At 64.7% G+C, this 23,121-nt stretch carries 22 protein-coding genes; 13 read left to right on the forward strand and 9 right to left on the reverse strand.

The window, feature by feature from the left end; all coding sequences use genetic code 11:
• Positions 1-117 precede the first annotated feature (117 nt).
• Both LXN57_RS11685 and LXN57_RS11690 read left to right on the forward strand, forming a co-directional pair.
• Positions 118-366, forward strand: coding sequence for a DUF2283 domain-containing protein (locus LXN57_RS11685; protein ID WP_251798070.1), 249 nt, complete (start codon positions 118-120; stop codon positions 364-366).
• Positions 367-442: 76 nt separating this feature from the next.
• Positions 443-958, forward strand: coding sequence for a P-loop nucleotide/nucleoside kinase family protein (locus tag LXN57_RS11690; protein ID WP_251798071.1), 516 nt, complete (start codon positions 443-445; stop codon positions 956-958).
• Positions 959-1,047: 89 nt separating this feature from the next.
• Here LXN57_RS11690 and LXN57_RS11695 read toward each other — a convergent pair whose 3' ends face one another.
• Positions 1,048-1,362 (reverse strand): hypothetical protein, encoded by a 315-nt coding sequence (locus LXN57_RS11695; protein WP_251798072.1) that lies wholly within the window; start codon positions 1,360-1,362, stop codon positions 1,048-1,050.
• Positions 1,363-1,653: 291 nt separating this feature from the next.
• On the opposite strand from LXN57_RS11695, the gene LXN57_RS11700 reads away from it, so the two are divergent.
• From LXN57_RS11700 to LXN57_RS11720, 5 genes are all read left to right on the forward strand, one after another.
• Complete coding sequence (locus tag LXN57_RS11700) at positions 1,654-2,277, forward strand: DinB family protein (RefSeq protein ID WP_251798073.1); 624 nt, start codon at positions 1,654-1,656, stop codon at positions 2,275-2,277.
• Positions 2,278-2,484: 207 nt separating this feature from the next.
• A complete protein-coding gene (gene istA / locus LXN57_RS11705; protein ID WP_438872864.1) occupies positions 2,485-4,104 on the forward strand; it encodes an IS21 family transposase in 1,620 nt (539 codons plus the stop codon).
• Positions 4,101-4,898, forward strand: coding sequence for an IS21-like element helper ATPase IstB (gene istB / locus LXN57_RS11710; RefSeq protein ID WP_251798074.1), 798 nt, complete (start codon positions 4,101-4,103; stop codon positions 4,896-4,898). Before istA ends, istB begins: the two co-directional genes overlap by 4 nt.
• Positions 4,895-5,185, forward strand: a complete 291-nt coding sequence (locus tag LXN57_RS11715; RefSeq protein WP_251798075.1) for a hypothetical protein — start codon at positions 4,895-4,897, stop codon at positions 5,183-5,185. Before istB ends, LXN57_RS11715 begins: the two co-directional genes overlap by 4 nt.
• Before the next feature lie 246 nt (positions 5,186-5,431).
• On the forward strand, positions 5,432-9,340 hold the full coding sequence (locus tag LXN57_RS11720) for a Rho termination factor N-terminal domain-containing protein (RefSeq protein ID WP_308206611.1): 3,909 nt from the start codon (positions 5,432-5,434) through the stop codon (positions 9,338-9,340).
• Between the two features lie 272 nt (positions 9,341-9,612).
• On the opposite strand, the gene LXN57_RS11725 is transcribed toward LXN57_RS11720, so the two are convergent.
• Positions 9,613-10,530, reverse strand: a complete 918-nt coding sequence (locus tag LXN57_RS11725) for a tyrosine-type recombinase/integrase (protein WP_251798076.1) — start codon at positions 10,528-10,530, stop codon at positions 9,613-9,615.
• 55 nt (positions 10,531-10,585) lie between these two features.
• Positions 10,586-10,945: a hypothetical protein gene (locus tag LXN57_RS11730; RefSeq protein WP_251798077.1), complete on the reverse strand. Its 360-nt coding sequence runs from the start codon at positions 10,943-10,945 to the stop codon at positions 10,586-10,588.
• A 278-nt stretch (positions 10,946-11,223) separates the two neighbouring features.
• Between LXN57_RS11730 and LXN57_RS11735 the strand changes: the two genes are divergently transcribed.
• Together LXN57_RS11735 and LXN57_RS11740 are read left to right on the forward strand one after the other, a co-directional pair.
• Positions 11,224-11,430 carry a hypothetical protein gene (locus tag LXN57_RS11735; protein WP_251798078.1) on the forward strand — a complete coding sequence of 69 codons (207 nt, stop codon included), beginning with the start codon at positions 11,224-11,226 and terminating at the stop codon, positions 11,428-11,430.
• 208 nt (positions 11,431-11,638) lie between these two features.
• Positions 11,639-12,250, forward strand: a complete 612-nt coding sequence (locus tag LXN57_RS11740; protein ID WP_251798079.1) for a hypothetical protein — start codon at positions 11,639-11,641, stop codon at positions 12,248-12,250.
• A gap of 208 nt (positions 12,251-12,458) precedes the next feature.
• Here LXN57_RS11740 and LXN57_RS11745 read toward each other — a convergent pair whose 3' ends face one another.
• On the reverse strand, positions 12,459-12,596 hold the full coding sequence (locus LXN57_RS11745; protein WP_251798080.1) for a DUF4259 domain-containing protein: 138 nt from the start codon (positions 12,594-12,596) through the stop codon (positions 12,459-12,461).
• Positions 12,597-12,625: 29 nt separating this feature from the next.
• Entirely contained in the window at positions 12,626-12,889 is a 264-nt protein-coding gene (locus tag LXN57_RS11750) for a DUF4259 domain-containing protein (protein WP_251798081.1), read from the reverse strand.
• 218 nt (positions 12,890-13,107) lie between these two features.
• Between LXN57_RS11750 and LXN57_RS11755 the strand changes: the two genes are divergently transcribed.
• Positions 13,108-13,395: a DUF6959 family protein gene (locus LXN57_RS11755; RefSeq protein WP_251798082.1), complete on the forward strand. Its 288-nt coding sequence runs from the start codon at positions 13,108-13,110 to the stop codon at positions 13,393-13,395.
• Between the two features lie 401 nt (positions 13,396-13,796).
• On the opposite strand, the gene LXN57_RS48585 is transcribed toward LXN57_RS11755, so the two are convergent.
• Positions 13,797-14,162: a ClpX C4-type zinc finger protein gene (locus tag LXN57_RS48585; protein WP_285904613.1), complete on the reverse strand. Its 366-nt coding sequence runs from the start codon at positions 14,160-14,162 to the stop codon at positions 13,797-13,799.
• A 478-nt stretch (positions 14,163-14,640) separates the two neighbouring features.
• On the opposite strand from LXN57_RS48585, the gene LXN57_RS11765 reads away from it, so the two are divergent.
• Positions 14,641-16,068, forward strand: a complete 1,428-nt coding sequence (locus LXN57_RS11765; RefSeq protein WP_251798083.1) for an IS1380 family transposase — start codon at positions 14,641-14,643, stop codon at positions 16,066-16,068.
• Positions 16,069-16,477: 409 nt separating this feature from the next.
• On the opposite strand, the gene LXN57_RS11770 is transcribed toward LXN57_RS11765, so the two are convergent.
• The 3 genes from LXN57_RS11770 to LXN57_RS11780 all read right to left on the reverse strand — a co-directional run bounded on the left by LXN57_RS11770 (position 16,478) and on the right by LXN57_RS11780 (position 20,014).
• Positions 16,478-17,758 (reverse strand): IS256 family transposase, encoded by a 1,281-nt coding sequence (locus tag LXN57_RS11770; RefSeq protein ID WP_438872870.1) that lies wholly within the window; start codon positions 17,756-17,758, stop codon positions 16,478-16,480.
• 829 nt (positions 17,759-18,587) lie between these two features.
• Positions 18,588-19,571 (reverse strand): DDE-type integrase/transposase/recombinase, encoded by a 984-nt coding sequence (locus tag LXN57_RS11775; protein WP_251798084.1) that lies wholly within the window; start codon positions 19,569-19,571, stop codon positions 18,588-18,590.
• A gap of 11 nt (positions 19,572-19,582) precedes the next feature.
• Positions 19,583-20,014, reverse strand: a complete 432-nt coding sequence (locus tag LXN57_RS11780) for a hypothetical protein (protein WP_251798085.1) — start codon at positions 20,012-20,014, stop codon at positions 19,583-19,585.
• Positions 20,015-20,172: 158 nt separating this feature from the next.
• Between LXN57_RS11780 and LXN57_RS11785 the strand changes: the two genes are divergently transcribed.
• Entirely contained in the window at positions 20,173-20,619 is a 447-nt protein-coding gene (locus LXN57_RS11785; RefSeq protein ID WP_251798086.1) for a hypothetical protein, read from the forward strand.
• A gap of 190 nt (positions 20,620-20,809) precedes the next feature.
• A complete protein-coding gene (locus LXN57_RS11790) occupies positions 20,810-22,426 on the forward strand; it encodes a hypothetical protein (RefSeq protein WP_251798087.1) in 1,617 nt (538 codons plus the stop codon).
• The last annotated feature ends 695 nt before the right edge of the window (positions 22,427-23,121 follow it).

Below are 23,121 nucleotides of genomic sequence, written 5' to 3' on the forward strand. Positions count from 1 at the left end.
CTGACCCGCCGGCCGCTACCGGAGCCATCCTGCACCAGCAGGCTGACCAGAACCTATTAGATGGGTGTGTGAGCACTGCTGGCTCGTGGCCCGGCCATGGCTGGGAGGATTTCAGCCATGCTGCCGTTGCAGATCACGTATGACCAGGAGGCCGATGCGGCCTACATTTACCTTCAACCGCAAGGAGCTCAGATAGCGAAGATGTACCCCTGCGACCCTGTCGCTGTAGAGGGCATGATCAACCTCGATTTTGATGCCGCCGGCCGACTTGTTGGCATAGAAGTTCTCGGCGCCCGTTCAAAGCTCGCGCCTGAACTGCTGGGAGCAGCCGATGACATCACGCGGCGACAACCGGACGTTAGGTAGCCGACACCACCCGGATCGCGGCAGACATCCGTGCACCGGCGAGCGCGCAGCATCGGCGTGCTGGCATCATCGCCAAGTGCTCGATTTGGTGATCGTCAACGGGCTGCCTGGATCAGGCAAGACCACCCTGGCAACGGAACTGGCGGGCGCCCTCGATGCGCCATTGATCTCCAAGGACGCGATCAAGGAAGCCGTCGCGGACGTCATATCCGCGGATGCGCACCAGGCTCTGGGGATTGCGTCGAGTGAGATGATGTGGACCCTCGCAGCAGCCATGTCCGGTGAGGTCGTCATGGAGTCTTGGTGGTTCAAGCCGCGAGATCTGCGCTTCGTCGAGGCCGGACTGGGCCGATGCGGCGCGACTAGTGTGGTCGAGGTCTGGTGCGACGTGCCCGCGCAGCTCGCCAAGACCCGGTACGCAGCGCGACGCCGACATTGGATTCACAACGACGAGCGCCAACTCGACGATGGGTGGCCGCGCTGGGAGAAGGAAGCCGCGCCTCTCGGCGTCTGCCCGGTGATAACGGTCGTTACCAGCGGCGCGATTGCCTTGGACGATCTCATAACGCGGATCAAGCACGCCAGAGCGTAGGGAAGCAAGGCAACGGTCACATCGCGTCGGACTGCAGATAGGCAACGCTCCGCCGCGCCCGGTCGGCGGTATGAGCGGACGTTCGCCAGCTACAGCTGGAGACGTTTCTCGGCCGCTGTGTCATCGCCAACATCGCCGTAGCGCAGGTATGCGCTGCGCGATGTCGAGGGAAATCGCCGAACGATGCCTTCGACTGAAGCGAACATCTGGTCCGCGTCGCGGCCATATAAGTAGATGGTGACCGATCCCGCACCGAACTCGTCCCCGTCCAACTCGCCGACGTCATCGGCGGCAAGTGCCGCCTCGACCTCTCGCTCGAGACCGCGGACGGCCGTGAGCTCTTCCTCGTTCGGCAGGCTGCTCCCGCCGAGTCCGAGCGTGAGGATGAGTGCGTGCTCAGCCACTTCGGCGCTCCCTAGCTGTGACACTGTCCGTCGGCTGCGGTGATCGTACGACGCCGTTCTGCAGACATCCCCTGATCGGCACGACAGGAGGCCGGCCTGCCGTGGTCGTCCACCGACCGTGACGGCGGTGGCCCGGACCGAGTGGTTATCTCCGTAGGTCCGGACACCGGATGAACACCACTTTCGGCACCGCAAGATCGTCGCTGGATTTCATGTCGGCGAGTTTTGACACCACAGATTTGTGAGCTTCAGGGCGGCCCGTCTTGTTGCCGCGTGGCAAGCTCGTTTCCCGTGATCGATGACTTCGCTAAGGACTACCTGCACTGCCAGCTCAAGGAGACCCGTGAGGCACTGGTGTGGAAGCTTGACGGCCTGTCCGAGTACGACATCCGACGTCCTCTGACGGTGACCGGAACCAACCTCCTCGGCCTGGTCAAACACATGGCGACCTGGGAGGCCCGGTACCTCGGTGAGATCTTCGCCCGCCCGTTCCCGGAGCCGCTACCGCGCTGGCAGGACGCGGACGGCAGCGATCTGTGGGTGGCACCGGATGAGACTCGCGAGCAGATTATCGGCTTCTACCAGCGCGCCTGGAACCATGCAGACGCGACGATCAAAGAGCTTCCCATCGACGCCTTGGGTCACGTGCCGTGGTGGCCGAGCCCCGACGTGAAATTGTTCAACATGATGGTCCATGTCTTGCAGGACGCCACCCGGCATGCTGGCCACGCCGACATCCTGCGCGAGCAGCTCGATGGCCGGACCGGGGTGATGGCTAAGTACGAGGAGCCGATCGACACGGCGGCCCGCGCGACACACCGGGCGACGATCGAGCGGGCGGCGCAGGCAGCAGCCGGCGGCACGGACCAATCCGGCCTGTCTGCCACACCAAACGCCGTTGAGACTGCGCCCTGATCAGCCAGGGAGTCGCGCCTGCCGCGCTCTTGGTCACTATCTCTTTTGCCCCCGGATCTTGAGTAGGACCTGCTCTGACATGGCGTTTGTCCGTCAGTTTCGACACCACTGGAGGTGGACGCTCGATCGGATGGATTCGATGTCCGCGAGTTTCGACACCAAGCTTGGCGGTGGGAGCATCGGCTGACCCGAGACGGAGGCCGGCCGATGCCGCGGATGTCGAAGATCGAGCTGTTCGCGGCGATCCGCCGCGATCTCGCTGCGGGGATGTCGGGCCGGGCGATCGAGGAAAAGCACCGCGTCGGCCGGCGCACGGTCAGTGCGGCGATGGCGTCCGCGTTACCGCCGCCACGCAAGACGATGCCGCCGAGGGGATCGAAGCTTGACCCGTTCAAGCCTGCGATCGACGACATCTTGCGGGCCGATCTCGATGCCCCGCGCAAGCAGCGGCACACCATTCGGCGGATCTATCACCGGCTGCTCGACGAACACGGCATGGCTGACATCTCCTACCAGGTTGTGCGGACCTACGTCGCGGACCGCAAGCCGAAGATCAGGGCCGAGTCAGGTCGCGGTCCGATCAAGGTGTTCTTCCCGCAGACTCACCGGCCGGGCGCTGAGGCGGAGGTCGATTTCGGCGAGGTGGTGATCAACCTGCGGGGTGAGCCGGTGACCTGCATGTTGTTCTCGTTCCGGATGTCGTTCTCCGGCAAGGCGATCCACCGGATCTTCGCGTCCGGCGGTCAGGAGGCCTTCTTCGAGGGGCACGCCCATGCGCTGAAGCGGCTCGGAGGGGTGCCGACCGGCAAGATTCGCTACGACAATCTGCGCTCGGCGGTCGCCAAGGTGCTCGGCTTCTCGCGGCAGCGGATCGAGACCCAGCGCTGGACCGCGTTCCGCTCCCATTACGGCCTGGATGTCTTCTACTGCCAGCCTGGCATCGAAGGGGCCCACGAGAAGGGCGGCGTCGAGGGCCAGATCGGCTGGTTCCGCCGCAACCATCTTGTTCCAGTGCCGCGCGTCGACTCATTCGATCAGCTCAACGCCATGATCGACCAGTGGGACGATCAGGACGACGTCCGGCGCATCGGTGCCCGGGACCGTACTGTCGGCGATGACTTCGCTGTCGAACAGCCGCTACTGATGCGGCTGCCGGACGACGACTTCGAGACCGGCATCTGGCTGACACCTCGCGTCGACCGCTACAGCCAGGTCACCGTTCGCACGAACCGCTATTCAGTCCCGGTGCGCCTGGTCGGCCGCCCGGTCCGGGTCCAGCTGCACGCCTCCCACCTGGTCGTCTATGACGGCCGGGAACAGGTCGCCTGGCATGAACGGCTGATGGCCAAAGGCGGCTCACGGCTCGATCTCGACCACTACCTGGAAGGCCTGATTCGCAAGCCCGGGGCGCTGCCGGGCGCCACCGCCCTGGAACAGGCCCGCGCGGCAGGCAGGTTCACCCCGGTCCACGACGCCTGGTGGGCCGCGGCCCGCAAAGCCCACGGCGACGCCGCCGGAACCCGAGCGTTGATCGAGGTGCTCCTGCTGCATCGGCACATGCTCCACGAGCACGTCGTTGCCGGCCTGGCTACCGCCGTCCGCGCCGGAGCGCTGACCGCGGACGCCGTCGCACTCGAGGCCCGCAAGTTCGCCGAGGCCGACGACCGCCCGTCCATGTCACCGCCCGCGCCGCGGGCACTGCCGGCCAACGTGATCTCTCTGACCGAGCGGCGGCTCGCTCAGCTACCCGCCGACACCCGGCCGTTGCCCACGGTCACCGCCTACGACCAACTCCTACGACGCCGAGCGGAAGGAACGGGGTCATGACCAACCGCCACCGAGGATTGACCGAGCAAGCCGCCGACGCCGCGATCGACTCCGCCTGCCGGCTGCTGCGCCTGCCCACTATCCGATCCCAGTTCACCGACCTCGCCGAAGCCGCCGCTCGTGATCAGATGACCTACCGCGGCTTTCTTGCCGAACTACTCATGGCCGAGTGCGACGACCGGGCTCGCCGCCGCTCCGAACGCCGCATTAAAGCTGCCGCCTTCCCGCGGGACAAGGCCCTACGGACCTTCGACTTCACCGCTAACCCGAACGTCGACCCCGCCATCGTCCACACCCTCGCCAAATGCGACTGGGTCAAGAAGGGGCTACCGCTCTGCCTGATCGGTGACTCCGGCACCGGCAAGAGCCACCTGCTCATCGCTCTGGGCACCGAGGCAGCTATGGCCGGGCATCGCGTCCGCTACGTCCTGGCCACTAAACTCGTCAACGAGCTCGTCGAAGCCGCCGATGAGAAGATGCTGGCCAAAACGATCGCCCGCTACGGACGCGTCGACCTGCTCTGCATTGATGAACTCGGCTACATGGAACTTGATCGGCGCGGCGCAGAGCTGCTCTTCCAAGTCCTGACCGAGCGGGAAGAGAAGGCCTCCGTCGCCATCGCGTCCAACGAAGCCTTCTCTGGCTGGACCAAGACCTTCACCGACCCGCGGCTCTGCGCCGCGATCGTCGACCGGCTCACCTTCGGCGGCAACATCATCGAGACCGGGACCGACTCCTACCGGCTCGCCCAGACCCGCGCACGCACCGATCAGTCCACCCACGCACGGGTTTGAGCCCGCTTGCACCACTCAATGTCGCCGCCGAGGTGTTCATGGATTCGGGCGAACCCCAGGATGATCTGCTGCCGACGATCCTCGGAATCTGCGAGGAGTTCTTTGCCAGCACCAGCCCAGCCGTCCGCCGCGAGCTCGACACCCTCATGCGCGCCCGCGACATCACCGGCGGCCCCGGGTGGCTGATCGACATGCTCGCGCTCACGCGCAGCCGCATGGAGTGCTCAGCCGGCCGCGCCGAACCTCCGGCAGCCGACGAAAATGCGGTCACAACTCGCGGAGATTGATCATCGGGTGAACCGATCAGTGGAAGCAAAACTCACGGGCCGCTGGTGTCACAACTCGCGAGCAGAGCCAACCGAGCGCGGATCGCGGCAGATCCGGATGGTCGCGGTGTTCCGTCATAGTGCCTGCCGTCTGGCAACGTAGGTGTGCCCCGGCGCGGCGATCCACTACTAACGGGTGATCAATTTCTACAGGTAGAGTCGGCGGATCTCACCCCCGTGTTCACCGTGCCTGGTTCAGGAGAGAATGTGACCGCTGCTCCGCCCGCGCACCTGTCTCAAATGCCGCTTCCGGAACTACAGGCGTTTGCGGCGAGCCTGGGAATTTCTGAAACTGCAGGGATGCGCAAGAGTGAATTGATCTCTGCAATCGCGAGCCGGCAAGATCCGGCCCACCCTTCGGGCGGAGAGGAGCCATCGCCATTGCGGACTAGGAAGCGACGCGGCAGTACCGGATTGAATGCCCTGTTAATTCCAGAATTGCAGGCACTTGCAGCGAGCCTGGGAATCTCCGACACCGAACGGATGCGCAAAGGTGAGTTGATCTCCGCGATAGCGAGCCGACAAAATTCGGTCGGCTCTCCGGGTGACACCGTCGCTTCGAGCGACACCGTCCCTCTGGGTGAAACCGATTCCCGAGGTGAAGCCGTGTCGGGGCCGTCGTCGGCCAAGAGGCGACGTGGCGGTACCGGGTTGAGCGCGATGTTGTTTCCTGAGTTGCAGTCGCTGGCAGCGAGCCTGGGAATCGGCGGAACCGCACGGATGCGCAAAGGTCAATTGATCTCCGCGATCGTAGAGCAACAGGACAGTGGTCAGTGGGACGATGTCCGGCAACTGATCGTCGAGCGCCGCTATGAAGAAGCTCGGGCGGCGATGGACGAACTCAAGTCGAACGGGTTCCGGGCGGAAATCGAAAACGTGCTGCGGCTGGTAGAGACTGGTGACATTGCCCGCGTCGAGTGGATCACGGGTGTTTGGGTAGCTTTAACCGCGACCCGCGTGCTCGAGTCCCGCAACGACGCCCCGGAACCACCGGCCGCCGATGAACTCACCGAGATTCCGGCGGTCCAGCCTCCGGCGATCCCGACGAGCCGTCCCGAGGTGGCAGGCGCGACGCTGGAGGTCGCCTTCGTACGGCTGCTGCAACGACTGTTCACGCCGGCCGCGCGCGCCGAAGGCCGCATCATCGAGCGACTGCGCCGACAGAACGGCGGCACGCAGTTCGGCCACGACATCGAGTTTGATGCAACCGACGCGGTGACCGGGCTGGTCCGATGTCACGTCGAATGCAAGAACTACCGCAGCCAGGACCACCTGACGCTGGCCGCCGTCGCGCCGAAGCTCCTAGAGACCGATTTTCACTGGCGTGAGAACCTGGTCAACCACCTGATTTTCGTTTCCCCGCACCTGGACCCCACCAACGACCTGAGCCTGATGATCCAGACCTGGAACGAGACACGCCGTTTCCCGTTCACCATCCAGGTCTGGTCGCCGGAGCACGGCATCGTCGACCTATTCCGCCTGGTTCCCGAGGTGTATCGGGCGATATACGACCGAGAGCCGGGCCCGCTGAGCGACGACGAACAAGCGACGATCGTCCAGAAGTGGCGCGATCGGATCAAGCCGGTGCCTAACCTTGCCGCCCACTGGCTGCGCTACCTGCGCACCCCGTCGCGGCACCACGTAATCGGGGAAGACCCCGAGGACTTCACCGAGGTCTGGCACCATCCGGTAAGTCTTGAGGCCCTCTCGGACACCGGCGCGCCGCTGCCTGGAACCCTCATGTCCACCGTGCGTGACTGGCTCGACGACGACACCCGGCAGTGTCTGCTGCTGCTGGGCGACTTCGGGGACGGCAAGACCTTCTTCAGCTACCAACTCGGTTGGGCCTTGGCGCAGGAGTTCCTCGCCGATCCGGAAAGCGGCACGATTCCTCTCCGGATCCCGCTGCGGGCAATCCGACAGCATCCCGGCGCGGCGGACCTGCTGGCCGCTCGGCTGACCGAGATCCAGTCGAATTCCAGGGAGTGGCAGGACCTCTCCGAGACTTATCGGACGTTGATCGTGCTCGACGGGTTCGACGAGATGTCAGCACGACTCGACCCGGACGCGATGGCGAAGAACTTCGCACGGCTGTCGGAGTGCATCGCACAGTTTCCCCACTCCAAGATCCTCATTACCTCGCGCCCGCACTTCTACAGCCACCTGCGGGACTATCAGAACTTTGTCAACGACGCGGGCGATCCGCGAGTTGTCCGGATCGCGCCGATCTCCCTGGAGGCGCGCCTCGAACACCTACGCGCACATGCAAGGACAATCGGCGCCGAGGCGAAGCTGAAGCGGCTGCAGCGCCTGTACGATCCGATCGGGCTCGCAGCGAAACCGCTGTTTCTGCAGATGATCAAGGCGACGCTGCCGGCGTTGCCCAATGACCATTTCAACGAGCTCATCCTGTACCGCAGCTACGTCCGGGAGAGCCTGACCCGGAAGATCCGCGACCTGCGCATCGAGGCGTCGCCGGCGATCGACGACGACCTCATCAATAACCTGCAGGCGATCCTCGAAGAGGTGGCGCTGCAGCTGCACGAGTCCACCACCGAGTACGTCGATCTGCGGGAAATCGCCGTAGGTCGCAGCGATGACCTCGCGGAGATGCTGTGGCAGATGTCTGGCGCCTCGAGCGCCGACCCGGAGACGACCGGTTCTGACGCCAGAGCCCGCGTCGGTACTCGGTCACTGCTCAAGCCCGTCCGGGACGGAGCGTCGCAGACCTGGACCGTCGACTTCTTCCACCGCTCAATGCGGGAGTATTTCATCGCCAGGGCACTGGTCCGTGCCATCGCCGGCGAATCCGACCAGGCGGTCGCGATGCTCTCCCGGGTCCCCCTGCAGCCGGAGATCGTGCACTTCGCGACACACCTGATGCGCGACCCGTCGGACGTCGCTCCGAACACCGCCGTGGAGACGTTCACCGACGTCCTGCACAGCCTTACACGCCGCGCGACCTTGCCCCGTTACGCCGGCAAAACGCTCGGCGGCAACGCTATGACCCTGCTCTACACCCTGAACGGCAATCTGCCGCACGGCGACTGGTCCCACCTGGCCCTCGACTACGTCTATCTGGCCGGGGCGGACCTAGACGGAATGACGTTCCGGCACTCCACCCTGCGGTACGCCAACCTGGACAACACCAGCCTGGCCGGCGCGGACCTCAGCCACTGCGATCTCACTGGAGTGCAACTCGAGGAAACCGCGGCAGTTGTGTCCATCGCGCTCGACGAGGACAACAGTACGGTCTTCGCCGGATACACCGACAACAGCATTCGCCGCTGGCGCGTCGAGGCAGGCCGCCGCGCAATCTGCGTCACGATCGCCGACTTGGACTTCCGCCCGGAGTCGCTGAGCCTCACACCGCAGAAGGACGTCTTCGTGATGGGCGGCACCGACCCGCATCGCCGCGTCACCGTGCTCGGCGCCGGAGCTGACGACCAGTGGGCGCCGCTCTGCGCGTTTACAGCGGACTCCACCATTATCTCTGTAGCGGTCCGGAAGCAGAGGGCCGTGTTGGAGCGGCGCAAGCAGCGATCGGGCGCCTCGAAGATCGAGGTCTTCTTACCTGACGGGCGCGTGCTGGAGTCCGCCAAGGTAATCCGGGGTTCAGGCTATTCAATGCTGGCGCTCGGGCCGGACTGCGTGATTTCTCAGGACAAAGCGCAGACAGTTATGTGGTCTGGGCCGGTTAACGGTCTTTCGGCCCCTCGCCGGGTTCTGCCGCTCCCATCGTCGATCTGTCTGGACGGCCGGCTTCTCGACCAGACCGAGGCGCTTTTGCTACTGGGGCACGCCGACGGGCAGCTGTCACTGTGGAGCGTCGACCTCGACGGCACCGCGGAGCCTAGACCGCTGTGGCAGATAACGGCGCACACCGGCGCGGTCAGCAGCGTACGGCTCTCCGGCGGATTCGCTCTGTCTGGCGGAGTTGACCGGACGATGAACCTGTTCCCGCTCATGGACGACTGGAAGGTGGGACCTCCGATCAGCTTGCATCGCACGTTGCGGTGTACAGGCCTACGCATCGACGGCGTCAAAGGCGCCGCCGAGCATGACCTGCTGACCGACCTGGTTCGACGATCTACCGCCACCGAAACTAGCGCTTAACCCAGCCAGGCCCGCTGCATACCGTGTCGTCGATGCCAATCTGCTCGCTTCTTGACCCAGAGATCCTTACTTGCGTCCGGTCAAGTGAGTAGATTCCGCCACCGCTCGCTCATCGGCATGTCCGAGTGCCGATTGCGCATGATCGTCCCTCTCGCGATTGCGTGGATGTGCTCCAGGCGACTGACCGGCTGGTGAGGGGGCAGACCGGGTGGCAGGCCTCACTTTGCACGTCGCCTGCTGGTTGAGCAGGATTTCGGAGTCAGCAGGCCTCGTCAGGTCCCGGAGGCCATGTAGGCGGCGAGGATGTAGTTGGGGTGCCGGTCGAGGTTCTTACGGGCCCGGTCGTAGCGCATCGTGGTCTTCGGGTCGGCGTGCCGAGCTGCGATCTGGACGTCGCGAAGGCTGACGCCCGCGTCGAGCATGGTCGTGACGAACGTGTGACGGAGCATATGGGGGTGCATCCGCGGCATCCGGATCCCGGCCGTCTCGGCCAGGCGCTTGAGGCGGCGGGTCGCGGCGTGCCGATCCATCCGCCGACCAACCGTGTTGCGCAGGATCGGGCCCTGCTCGCGGCCGGTGACGGCGCGGTCGATCGCCCGGGCCACCGCCGGCGGCAACGGGACCAGGACGGTCTTGTCGCCCTTGCCGCGGACCTTCAGGACGCGGTGGCCGTGTTCCTCGCCGAGATCGGCGATGTTCGCCCCGCAAGCTTCGAAGATCCGCAACCCGAGCAGGCCCAGCATCGCGATCAACGCGAAGTCGTTGCGGTTGGCCGACAGCCGGGCGGTGGTGATCAGGGCTTCGAACTGCAGATGCCCCAGCCCCAGAGTCGGTGATTCGGCGGGCATCGGTGGCCGGCGCACATAGTCGGCCGGCGAGTGCGCGAGGAGCCGGTCGATGACGCACACCCGGTAGAAACCGACCACGACCGAGAGCCGGCGAGACACGGTCGATGGCTGGTAGCGGCGGACTTCCTGCAGCCAGCGCACGTAGCGTTCGATTTCGACCCGGCCCAGGTTCAACGGATCTAAACCCTGACCTGCACACCAGGTCAGGAACACCTTGAGATCAGATCCGGTGTGCACCCGGGACTCGCCACGGTAGCGGCCCAGGTACGCGGCCACCGCCGCACGCAGCACCCGCTCGTCGGACGCAGCAACTGCTTGATCGGGAAAAGAAGAGGTAGTCATAACTCACGGTGCGTCACCGCCGGCATGAGCGCCACGCCTGGTGGTCCGCGCCGGCTCAGAACAGCATGCCATCGTACGGCTCCATCTCATCTTCGTAGATGCCGTACGGAAGCCCTCCCGAGGTGCAGCCCGCAACGAAGAAGGGCCGCCCCTCCAACATGATCCACGAATTGTCGGCCGGACCGGCGTCGCGTCGAGCCACCGGTCGCGGGGTAGACGGTGGGCGCTGCACCCACCGCTGGGCCGAGGCTGGCAGCGTGACCCCGAGCGTGGTGAGGTCGTCGTACGCGGTGTACCGGTCGACGCCGTACCGCTTCGCGTAGCTCTTCACGGTGATCGCCGCACCGGAGCGGATCCACTCCCGGGCAGAGTCACGGCGCTGCTGCTTACGCATCCGATGCCGTCGCGGCTGCATCCCCGGATGCTACCGACTCGGCCTCGGCCCCACGGTCGCCCAGGGCGGTGATCCACCCGACCAGGCCTCGGCCCACGTCCGGCGCCGAATACCACTAACCGTGACGCTCGGAGCGCGGCAAATCTGTCACGACCGCAACTGTCATCCTCGAACATCGGCATCCGCAACCCGTTTTCGCTGTAGAACGACGCCGATCCCCGGAATGTCCACAAGAGCCGCCCCAGCCCTCGATCACGCTCTGTGGCGAGCGACTCGCGGCATGAGAGTAATTTCAACGCGTGACCGACGACATCTCGCTACGGCTCGACCGGGCGACCGCAGAGGGCCTCTACGCGACGTTGTATGAGGTCGGCGAGCATGTCGCGGCCGGCTCCCCGATCACCTCGCCGACCACTGATGAAGTCGAGCGACTCGGAAGGCTCCTGCGGGATCTCGGCCATCTCCTGGGCCGTACCTGCTCGCCGAGTTGCGACCACTTGGCCTGATCCAACATCGCTCGGATCGCGGCTGATCCGCGCACCTGATCAGGGCGCCGCCAGACAGGAAGGTGCGGATCGGGGACACTCGAAACCTCCGTAGACTCCCCGCCACGCCGTTGGCCCTGCGTGCCCTCGAACCACCATTCGTACGTGCCGTGCGACGCGAGGCACCGCAAGAGTGAGCCTCTGCCGCTCACCGCATACTGTTAGTCGCGTGAAGCCATTGCCGTGGTGGGTCGCCGTCTTGATCGCTGGTATGGGCATCCTAGGGACCTTGGCCGCCACCTTCCTTGCTCAGTTGGGGGAAGCGAAGCGGGCTAAACGGGCTCAGACTGTCGAGGCGAAACGACGCGCTGACGACCGCCTTGACGCTCTCGCAAGGGAGCGACGGGAAGCGATCCGCAACGATTACCGAGAGATCCTCCGCTTCGTCGCGCGTACGCGATTGTTCGTGTTGGAGATGCGGGCGCGGCTAGCTGCACTTGAAGACTGGTCCGCCCACGCGAGCACAGACGCGCGTGAGGTGGAGGACTTGGAGGCCCGAGCCGGAATTCTAAGACGTCGCTTCCTCGACGAACTGCCTGATATTCAGAGTCTGGTGGGTGCGTGGGCGCCGGACAACTTGATTGCAATCTTCGACGAGATAGGTTCATTGGGTCCGAAGATCGCCGCAGGAATATCGGTGGCTCTCCATTTTAAGTTTGACGGCGAGCGCTTGGCTGAAGGTACCGTGCGCGAGCTCGGTGAACTCGATCGTCTGCTTGTTTTGTTGAACGAGGCACGAGATTCGCTACAAAGGGAGCAGCAACCCGATCCATTAAGCTGATCGCGTCTTGTCTCGTGCAAGCAGAAATGGTCCAGTGAACTCCAGGAACGCACTCAATTCGGCATGTCCGTGAGCCAGGCGTCGGGTGCACGCCGTGACGCGGCGTAGCGTTCAGATCGCGGCAGATTTGGACGCGGTGAATCGCGTGCGAAGTTGGTTCAGAACGCAGTGCCGGTTAAGCCGTGCGCCGGTTTACGAGCAGCCCAGTTCACCGGTTGATCGCCTGCTCGAGGGTGGCGCGGATGGATCGCAGCGAGGCGAGCGCCAGCGGATACAACTCCTCGGACTCTTCCCACAGCTCGCGCCACTCCGAATCCTCCTGGACGATCCGGTCGAGGGCTCGCACAGCTGTCGCAGGGACCTCGTCGTCTACCTCTACGTTGCCGCCCTCCAGCAGGAAGTCGGGCGCGTAGGAGTGTCGATCACCGTCGCATCCGGCAGTTGTGAGGCGACAACGGCCGCAGCAGCGATGGCCTTCGCCGCTTCGTCGCTGTCGAGGTATTCGTCGCCGTGCTCGGCGACCCGGCTCAGCACATCGCGGATCAGCCCAGCTCGTTGCTCTGGGGCGGCCTCGTCCAAGTCACCGCACCAGTCGGCAGCGGTGTCGTTGTCGAACGGCCCAACGTCCCAGGTGCCCATGCTGACTCTCCAGCTCGTCGATCGATCCCGAACCCGCCGAGAGCTTAACGCCTACTGATCAACAACTCGTAGGGTTCCCCGGCCCGCTACACCGCGACGTCTGGCTGCGGCGGAGACGCGTTGGTCGACCGGAACTGCCGGCGCGCACGATCGGCGGCCAGATGAGGGCGCCTGTGGACCGCGGGGGGAGCTCAGTGGCGAGGTGCAATCATCAGGAGGTGACCGACGAGCAGGCGCGCGTGCTGGCGCGCGACGGGAACGTTGCGGTAACTCAGCTGGCCGGCCGCGCGTTTCCCGGGATCCATATCCAGGGCGACACATTCGCCGAGCTACAGCGACAGTTTGCCGATGCGGTCAGCCGGGTGCGCCATGCCCGGGATGATACCGACGCATGGGAGGCGCTCGACTCCGCCGTCGAGGATCTGACTCAGATCCTGCGCTTCTACGAGTCGGCACTCGAAAAGCACGACGTTGCGCGACCGTACTTCCGCGACAATGCCAGCTGAGCTGGCCTACCACCACGCCACCATCGGCACGGGTGGGCACCGCGGGTGATCTCGTTCGTGCCCGTCAGCCATCGACTGGCTGGTGCGCGCACGCCCAGCGGCAAATCCGGATATGGGCTGTGCTGCCCCGAGGGGGCACGATCGTGGAGTGTAAGCCACACGGTTGCTTGAGCCCGCCTGGCAGGATCAGCCACCCGAACACTAGCGGTGACCGCCGATGTCACTGTCTTGATCGGCTCAGTCGGAGCAAGCACGCTCCACCGCTTGAACCAAGCCGACCCCGTCTAATTGCCTCCGGCGGGCGGCGGGAGGGCTTCCTCGAGCGCCCGCTGGAGGTATGCCGTTGGAACGGGGGCCGGCTGGCCGCCCTCGGCAGGGCCGCGGGAGGCTGGCTGTCCTTGTCAGTCCTCGCCGGAGAAGCGTTCCCAGGCGGACTGTCGGGTGATTCCGAGTGCACCCCCGATTGACGCCCAGGTCACTCCACGGCTGCGCAAGATGCGGGCGACCCGTCCGACGGCTTCATCAACTTGAATCCGCAGTGACGATATCCGCACCATCGTTGCGGTGAGTTCCTCGTCGGACTGGCCGTCCCAGGAAGGGATTCCATCCGGACGCCGTCCGGCGAGAACGTCATTGCAGAGGCCGACACACTCATTGCAGATGGCCGGTCCTGGTCCGGCAATCAGCTGCTCGACCTCGTTTGGCCATTTGCCGCAGAAGGAGCATCGTTGCTCCAAAAGCTCGCGGGATGGAGTCGTAGCGGTCATGCGTATCCTCCCAACACGTGTCAGGCGGACCCTGACATGCGTCAGGCTAGCCCTGACAACTTGTCCGATGCAAGGCACCCGCGATTACTACGTCGATAGAGGTCGGTAGCCAGCCCCACAACGCCGGGCTCCCCGTCAGCGCGGGGCATCGGCATCTGCGGCACATGGCGCACAAGTCACCGCCGGTCCGCGCCGTGAACGCAGCGGCAAGGTGCGCTCGGCCGGCGAACTGGTTCACGTGCGGCCCAGAGGGCCACCTTGAAGGCGTAGGGAAGGCGCGGTGCCACTCAATGATCGACGAGCACGCACAGCGGCAAACGAGCGCACCCAGCGACTCCCGACGGCGCCCCTGCGGCACTAACCTCCCTCGTTCAGAGGGGAATTGAGCCATCGAGGCCGATGAAGGAAAGGTGCGCCTGACCTGCAAGGATTTGAGTGTCTAGATCAAGTCCATAGCAGAATCGGGTGCACCTTTCCGGTGAGCAAGGGTAGCGGATGGGACCAGCGGCTGCAGGTCGCGGCCGGTGGTAAGGGTTTGGTGGGGCATGTGGGTGCGGTGCTGCTGCGGCGGTGCGCGGACCGGGCCGGTCTGACCGGTGCGTTGAACGAGGCGTTGCCCTGTGGCCGGGGGCCGGGTTGGTGGGATCGGGGCACGGTCCTGATCTGCCTGGCGATAGCGATCGTGCTCGGTGCGACCAGCATGTCCGACATCGGCCTGCTCGCGCATCAAGCCCTCGTGTTCGCTGATCCGCCGTCGGAGGCAACCGTCCGGCGGGCCCTGGCCGGCCTGGACCCGGTGCTGCTGGGCCGGATCGGCAAGGCTCGGGCGAAGGTCCGGGCCCGGGTCTGGGACCTGCTCGAGCGCCGGCCGCAGGGTTTCCCGTGGCTGGCGGTGGCCGGCAAGCTGCTGACCGGATGGATCGTCATCGACCTGGACGCCACCTTGATCACCGCCCACTCACCGAAACAAGGCGCGGCGGCCACGTTCAAACGCGGGTTCGGGTTCCACCCGCTCGGCGCGTGGTGCGCGAACACCGGCGAGAGCCTGGCCATGCTGCTGCGCCCTGGTAACGCCGGCTCGAACACGGTCACCGACCACATCCGGGTCCTCGGCGAGGCGATCGCCCAGGTGCCGGTGAAATACCGGCGCAAGATCCTGATCCGGATCGACGGGGCCGGAGCCACCCACGACCTGCTCGAACACATCCAGCAGCTGAACCGGCTGTGGCGCACGGTGAAGTTCACCGTCGGCTGGACCATCACCGACACCGACGAGACCGCGATCGCCGCCCTGCCGGCCGGCGCCTGGAGCGACAGCCTCCAGCAGGACGGCACCGCCACTGACCAAGCTCAGACGGCCGAGTTGACCGGCCTCAACCAGCGGGTCGGCACCTGGACACCGGGACTGCGGCTGATCGTCCGGCGGACCCGGCCGACCGCCCGGCACGCCAAGAAACTCACCGATCTGAAACGCAAGACCGGCTGGCGGTACGCGATCGTCGCCACCAACATCCGCCGCATCCACCGGGTGCCAGGCTCGCACCACCCGCAGTTCTTGGACGTGCTGCATCGTTCTCACGCAGGAGTAGAAGATCAAGTCCGAGTGGGAAAGGCCCTGGGCCTGCGGAACCTGCCCAGCAAATCCTGGACCGTCAACCGCGGCTGGATCCTCGCCTGCAACATCGCCGCGGACCTGGCCGCCTGGACCAAACTGCTCGGCCTGCACGACCAACCCGAACTCGCCCACACCGAACCCGAAACCCTGCGTTACCGGCTGCTGCACCTTCCCGCCAAACTCGCCACCCACGCCCGCCGCCGAGTCCTATCCATCCCCGACACCTGGCCCTGGGCCAACGCGTTCGCCCTCTGCTGGCAACGCCTCGGCTCACTACCCCTGACCACCTGACCCACCGACCCCGGCCCTACCAGCAGAAAGGGTCGCTTCCCGAGGGCCGGAGACCTCGCGCGTCCACAGCGACACGTGGCAATCCCACGCCCGAACCCCGCGGACAAAACGGTCAAGCCGAATCGGTCAGGCAGGGAGCAAACCCTCTGACGGATCGAGGCTAACAACCTGCCAGGTTGCAAGTTGCTAGCTTGCATTTACACTCGGCCGCTTTGCAGTAAATGACCTGTTTCCTCCGCCATAATGGATCGGTTACTGAGGCGGTGTACGGCCAGTCGGCAATCCGGACGGCCCGTGTTCCCTGTCGTGCTCACCAACAACGCCGCATTCGACCAACTGCGGGCGATACAACGCACGAGACGTTCTAACGGGAAGGGTCCGTAACGCGAACGGTGTTTCTGGCGTTCGGTCAGTAGTTCTCGGCGGCCGGCCAGCGGTCACCGAAAGTGATGGCGAAGGCGTTCAATACCGGCTTCCAACGCATCGTCCATCGGGTGCGGCCGGCCCCGGTGGGGTCCAGGCTGCGAGTTACAAGGTACAGGCATTTCATGGCAGCTTGTTCGGTCGGGAAATGCCCACGGGCCCGGATTGCACGACGGTAGCGGGCATTCAACGATTCGATAGCGTTGGTCGAGCAGATCACCGTCCGGATCTCGACGTCATAGTCGAGGAACGGAATGAACTCGTTCCACGCGTTACGCCACAACCGGATCATCGCCCTATATTTGGTTCCCCATTCCTCCTCCAAGTCGTCGAGTGCAGCCGATGCGACTTCAGCGTTCGGCGCCGTGTAAATCAATTTGATGTCTCGTTTGATCGCGTCGCTGTCCGCGCGAGACGTCAACCGGAACGTATTACGAATCAAATGGATGATGCAGGTCTGAACGGTTGTCAGCGGCCACACGCTCTCGACGACGCCGGGGAGTCCTTTCAGCCCGTCGCAGACGAGGAAGAACACATCCTGGACGCCCCGGTTCTTCAGGTCGACCAGCACGCTCATCCAGAATTTCGCGCCTTCACCACCCGTGCCGGCCCACAGCCCCAGGACATCCTTACGGCCGTCCACGGTGACCCCGATAGCCGCGTAGACAGGCCGGTTCGCGACCTGACCGTCCCTGACCTTGACGACGATGGCGTCGATGAACACCGCGACGTACACGGCGTCCAACGGCCGCGATGACCATTCCGTCATCTCCGCCACCACCGTGTCAGTGATCCGCGAAATGGTTTCCTTCGAAATCGAAGCACCGTAGATCTCCGCGAAATGCGCCGAGATCTCCCCGGTGGTCAATCCTTTTGCATACAACGACAACACCATTTCGTCGACCTCGCCGAGCCTGCGCTGCCGCTTCTTCACGATGTGCGGCTCGAAAGTTCCCGCACGATCGCGGGGAACAGCAATCGAGACTTCACCGGCCGCGTCCGACACGACCGTCTTCGACCGGGCGCCGTTACGTACATTCGTCGACTCGCGACCCTGACCGGCCTGGTTCTTCTCATGACCGAGATGCTCGGTCATCTCCTCGTTCAACGCCGCCTCGAGAACATTCTTGGTGAAAAGCTTCAACAACCCGTTCGGGCCGGTCAGCTCCAGGCCACGTTCCCGGGCCTCGGCCATCATCGCCGCCACCGCGGCCTGCTCAGGCGACAGCGAACGGCCTCTGGCGGTGGTCTTCTTCGGTGGGTCCACGATCTCTGCGGTCATTACTCACAGTGCCCATCCCGCCGGACCGAAATCCGGCGAATCGGGCCAGAAACACCGTTCGTGGCACAGTCCCTGGATCACCAAGGATTACCTGCATATCAAGCAAATCCGTGCGTGTGATCTGTTGCTGGTTTGCCGGGGAAGTGCGGGTATTTCAACGTTCTGAATGAGTCGGGCTGCGAGGCCGACCTCTCGCCGGTGCGGGGTCGCTGTAGCCGCAGGAAGCTTTCTGTAGCCAAAGTGTCACTGCGGGGATCGCTGCCGATGCTGCTGGGAGGTCCGGTGTTCCTCCGCCTCGGGGAGAAAGGCGATGCGAGGTGTCGTCCCCGCAACCACAGCTACGACCCTCCCGGTAGGACTACACGTCCGTGAAGCTGTCTCGAGCTGTCCCCCACCTGTCAACATGGCCCATAGGCGACCTCACCGCCGAGGGCGTGGCGGTCGTCGGCGAACTGTTTGCCAGGGCGCAGCTACCTAGATCCGAGCTGTGACGCACTCGGCTAGCTCGGTACCGCGGAAGGCGCGGCATGCCGTTCGCGCGACCCGGAAGCCCACTAGATGTCCCCGCCCGCGTGCCGCACCCTAGTCTATATGCGCGAAGGGCCTAACCTGACCCTCGTGGATATGGTGGAATTCGCCAGCGCGGTGGGTCAGGTCGCCAGCGCGGTCATCGCAATACCAGTCGGATTCATCGCATGGTTCACCTACCAGGCGTCACGAAACGCGGCAACGTCCGCCGACAAGCTGACTGAGATTGAAGCTCGCCGAGAGTGGGCGGACCGGTATCTGTCAAGTCAAATGAGACATTTTGGGGTTAAATCTTCTGTAGTTTCTCGGCTGGTTGGTTGATGCAGCTGTGGTCGGGGATCTGTGGTGGTCGGGGTCGTCGGGCGAAGCGTTGCGGGTGGGCGGCGCGGGCGGTGTCGAGGGTGTTCTGGCGGGCGGCGTCGATCGGGCCGGTGGTTCCGAAGTGGACCGATGCGGGGGTGTGCCAGCCGATCCCGGAATGGCGGTGGACGTGGTTGTACTCGGCGAAGAAACCATCGCAGAACGCCCGCGCGGCGGACAGATTCGGAAACGATTCAGGGAAGTCGTGCAGGTATTTCAGGGTCTTGAACTGCGCTTCGGAGAACGGGTTGTCATCCGATGTCCGGGGCCGGGAATGGGTGCGGGTCACGCCCAGGTTGGCCAGCAGCGCGGACACCGGCTGGGAAGTCATCGAGGTGCCCCGGTCGGCGTGCACGGTGTGCGGGACCTGGCCGTTGCGGGCGATGGCCTCGTCGATGAAGTCGCGGGCCAGCACGGAGTCCTCGGCGGCGGCGAGGATCCAGCCTGGGTTGTAGCGGGAGTAGATGTCGATCAGGACGTACAGGTGGTACCAGACGCCTTTGGCCGGGCCGCGCAGTTTGGTGATGTCCCAGGACCAGACCTGTGACGGTGCGTCGGCGACGAGTTCGGGTTTGACCTTCGCCGGGTGGGTGGCTTGCCGGCGGCGTTCGCGGGTCTGCCCGGCGGCTGCGGCGATGCGGTACATGCTGGAAAGTGAGCACCAGTAACGGTTTTCGTCGAGTTCGCGGATCCAGATCTGACCGATCGACAGTTCGCTGTAGCCGGCTTGGTTGATCACCTGCAGGACCGTGTCGCGTTCGCTGGTGTCGAGGGCTTGCGGACCGGGCCGGCGCCGGGGTTTGGGTCCGAGGACCGGGCCGCGGGCGTGGCGGTAGTGGGTGGCCCGGGACCGTCCCACCAGGCGGCACGCGGTCCGCACCGGTGTCCCGGCGGTGGTGAGGGCTTGCAAGGTTTGCTCGATCAGCGGCTCGATGACGGCGGTGTGTCCGTGCTCTCGGCCAGTGATGCCAAGAGCTCGTGTGCTTTTCCCATGATCGACAACGCGGCCTGGGTCTGGGTGAGTTTCGCGTTCAGCCGGGCATTCTCGGCGCGTAACCGTTCGGTCTCGCGTTCGGCCCGCGACAGGCGGGCCGTCGTCGCCGACGTGTTCCCGGAACCATTCGCCGCTCCGGCCGGCGCGGCGGTGTTACGCGCCCGGGTCCATTCCTGCACGTGAGAATGGAACAATCCCTCGCGACGTAGGACCGCGGATTTCTCGCCGTGTGCGGCGGCCTCGTACTCGGCCACGACCGCGGCCTTGTACTCAGCGGTGAAGCTACGCCGGACCGGACGCGGAGCCGGGTTGACCGGCCCGGATCCATTGGTCTCGGACGGTTGCTTGTTGCTGCTCACGTACGCATCTCCAATCACGCCCTGCAAGCCAACCCCGATCGCCGGGGTGTCTCACGACATCCTGACAGGGAGGGGACCGGATTCCGCAGTTCAAAATCGAGTTCCAGCGGCAGACGGCTACGTACGGCATTCTCCGCGTGGAGCTTGTTGGACCCCTGATGCTTGACGGCCTCGACGCCATCGACATGATCGTGCGCGACGACTTCCATGAACGCCGAGGGTCCGGCCTCGGGGGCGCCCGCACTGACGAGGAGATCGCCAACCACGTGTGGGGACCCTTTAGGTTCCGTCCCGGCATCGATGGGGCATCGAGCAACGGGCGCTCGGTAGCGACCTTCGCACTGCCGCTAGGCGAGGGCATGAAGTTCGCGATGGACCCGCAGGACCCGCCGCATTGGAGCACACACGCCACGACGGACTCATGGGCCAAGGAGTACGAGGGTCAACCCATCCGCCTCCTACTACGGTGCAGGAAAGCCGGATTCGAGCCATGGACCGTGCCGGTAGAGGTGTTTCCCGAAGCGGCCCCAAAGGAGATTCTGCCCCGACAGCTCCCCGCCCCTCAGCTCGAAGCCGACGCCGGCGGCGGTGCAAGCGAAGGCTGACACTGGTGGTGGGGGACGCCTCCCCTCACCGGCGCTCGGCTAGCGGTAGGACAATGGCCCGGTGACGGAGAGCGCTTCGCAGAAGACCAAGCCCATCTCGCACAGGAAACCTGACCTTGCGACCGTGCGAGAGCTCTACGGAACCGCGTTCCGGTGCGGCAAACCCGACTGTGGTCGGCCACTGTATACGATGAACAACGACACTGGTGAGACGCTTCTCAACAGCCACGTGGCCCATATCTGCGCACGCAGTGAAGGCGGTCCGCGTTGGGATCCAATGATGAGCGAGGCGGAAAACCGCAGCTCGTCGAACCTCATGCCGATGTGCCTGGAGCACGCTCGCGAGATCGACGTTACGCCGGAGCACTACCCAGTCGACCTTCTTCGCGAGTGGAAGCGGGACCAGGTCGCTGAGCACTTCAAGGTGCAGAAGGCGTGGCCGCTGACCGACGACGAGGCTGCGCAGGTCATCGAGGCGTCGTTCCAGCCAGATGACTATGGGATCGCCATCGCAGCGGCATCCAGCGTGACGGCTGCGGCACGAGCGGCGGGGCACCTCGTCGAGTCTGCTCGCCAGCAGCGGCGGGTGCCCCGTGAAGCCGCAGCTTCGTGGAACGTCATGAGGATTGGTGTTCAGCGCAGCATGCCCCGCGGCTGGGACGCTGAGACAGGTGATCTCCTGCCTCCGGCTGAGCCATCGCACGTCGAGACGGTGCCGTTCGCTCAAAACCTCGAGCTGGCCCTCAGGCAATCGGAAGAGGCGCTGCTTCCCCTGGTTGCGACGCTCGTGGCCGAGCTGCACGCGGTCCGCGCCGCGGCTCCGGCAACCCGACCATGGTGTGACTGGGTGGAGAGCATTGCAGGAGTGGTCCTCCGAGCGTCTGGTCGATGGCCGGGACGTCCGCCCGAGGAAGACGACGACATCCTTGGCGAAGCGATTGCGGAGCTGCTGCGCAGCTCTGCGGCCCTGAGTGCAACATGGAGGGGCCAGCCAGCCGACCAACCTCCGGAGCCGGCAGCACCCTCCCCTCAACCCACTGAGACTGAAACGGCACGTTTGGCACGCGAACATTCAGAACTCCTAGATCGCGCCCGCCCCTGGGCGCGGGTGGATACGCGCCCATTCGACCCCACCCTTTACGCGGAACTGGTTGAGGCCGCCCGATTCGCCCTCAACATTCCTCCGTTAATGTCGTTCCTCACCGTTGAGCTAGGCGCAACAGCCAGATTAACGGCCAAGGTCGCACGAAATGCGGACGACGCTACCTTCGAGAAACTGATTGACGAAGCATCCACACGACAGCCGCTGGCTGTCGCTGTGCACCTTGCCCGTGCACTGATGTTCGTCGCAAGAGAGGCTCAGCGCGCCGAACTAGAAGCAAAATCGCGAGACCAAGCTACGCACCTGCTGACGACTGCCGACTGGACCGAGGCCGAGGCCTGGTCCACTAACCGATTCCATATTCGCCCGTTACTGGGATGGACTGCGTCCATTCAGACCGATGACGAGGTACGGGATCGCGTTGCCGCGGCACTTTCTGATCGTTCTGAGCTGCTTGAACCGATTATCGTCGGCTTAGCACAATACTCCGAACAGTTGGATCGGGATGACTTTAGTCGGACCGTCAGCATCGGGGTGCATGTTGAAGAAATTCCCGCCTGGGTTCCACTGCAGGAGCTTACCGCCGAAATCCGCCGCCGGTTTCCGGATCTGAAGGCTTCCAGCCGAGATGATCGGCCGGCGCATGAGGATGAGACGCAGCAGCTTGCAGCCCACATCCTTTACATCGCGTCGCTCTCGACATGAGTGAACCCACAGCCTAAATCAGTATCTTTGCAGAGCGATCGGCCAATCGCAGCATAAGTTGGTGCCGGGGATGTGGGGATATTCCAAGGCTGTGAATGGGTCGGGTCGGGTGGCCGACGGCTCGTCGGATCGGACTGCTGGTATTCGTAAGCGAGCTGTGTGGAGCCGCGGTGCTATTACGGCCGCTGGGACCGACAAGCTCCGCACCCGTCATGGCCACAAGGGCTGTGTCAGCGCTTGAGCCGGCGCTACTGGGCGGGTCCGCGTTTCTACGCGTCGAGGACTTCGGAAATGCGAAGCGTCAGACCGAGCCGCCACAGCACCGACCCTGCCTGTAGACCCCACGTCGGTGTAGCTGTCTGCGGCTGTCCCTCCGGTCCGGAGGTCGGCGGCGTTACACAGTCCGACTGCCGTGCTCAACGGGAACGGTGACGAACCCCGGCGTCTGCCTGGATCTGAGCGGCGGTTTCAACCTCGCGTGCCAGGGCCCGACGGCCTCACTCAGGAGGGGTGGAGAGGTGAAGCGGAAGGCGGCGGACATCGATCGACGAGCCAAACGGTGCTCGGCGCCGCCGCCGTGGATTTGTTGCTCATGACCAGCATCGAAGCTCGCGCGCAGAGCGACCGCTCGCCAGCCCATGACAGACTCTTTCACCCATAGCAGGGTAAATCGCCCGCGATGCTCCCTGCGAGGA

Origin of the sequence: Paractinoplanes hotanensis, assembly GCF_023717965.1 — a bacterium.
Classification (GTDB): domain Bacteria; phylum Actinomycetota; class Actinomycetes; order Mycobacteriales; family Micromonosporaceae; genus Actinoplanes; species Actinoplanes polyasparticus.

Excerpts from the sequence above, each read along its gene's own strand:
- LXN57_RS11685 (WP_251798070.1), top strand. The coding sequence starts at position 118 with ATGCTGCCGTTGCAGATCACGTATGACCAGGAGGCCGATGCGGCCTAC.
- istA (WP_438872864.1), top strand. The coding sequence starts at position 2,485 with ATGCCGCGGATGTCGAAGATCGAGCTGTTCGCGGCGATCCGCCGCGAT.
- istB (WP_251798074.1), top strand. The coding sequence starts at position 4,101 with ATGACCAACCGCCACCGAGGATTGACCGAGCAAGCCGCCGACGCCGCG.
- LXN57_RS11725 (WP_251798076.1), bottom strand. The coding sequence starts at position 10,530 with ATGACTACCTCTTCTTTTCCCGATCAAGCAGTTGCTGCGTCCGACGAG.
- LXN57_RS11730 (WP_251798077.1), bottom strand. The coding sequence starts at position 10,945 with ATGCAGCCGCGACGGCATCGGATGCGTAAGCAGCAGCGCCGTGACTCT.
- LXN57_RS11750 (WP_251798081.1), bottom strand. The coding sequence starts at position 12,889 with ATGGGCACCTGGGACGTTGGGCCGTTCGACAACGACACCGCTGCCGAC.
- LXN57_RS48585 (WP_285904613.1), bottom strand. The coding sequence starts at position 14,162 with ATGACCGCTACGACTCCATCCCGCGAGCTTTTGGAGCAACGATGCTCC.
- LXN57_RS11785 (WP_251798086.1), top strand. The coding sequence starts at position 20,173 with ATGCTTGACGGCCTCGACGCCATCGACATGATCGTGCGCGACGACTTC.
- LXN57_RS11790 (WP_251798087.1), top strand. The coding sequence starts at position 20,810 with ATGAACAACGACACTGGTGAGACGCTTCTCAACAGCCACGTGGCCCAT.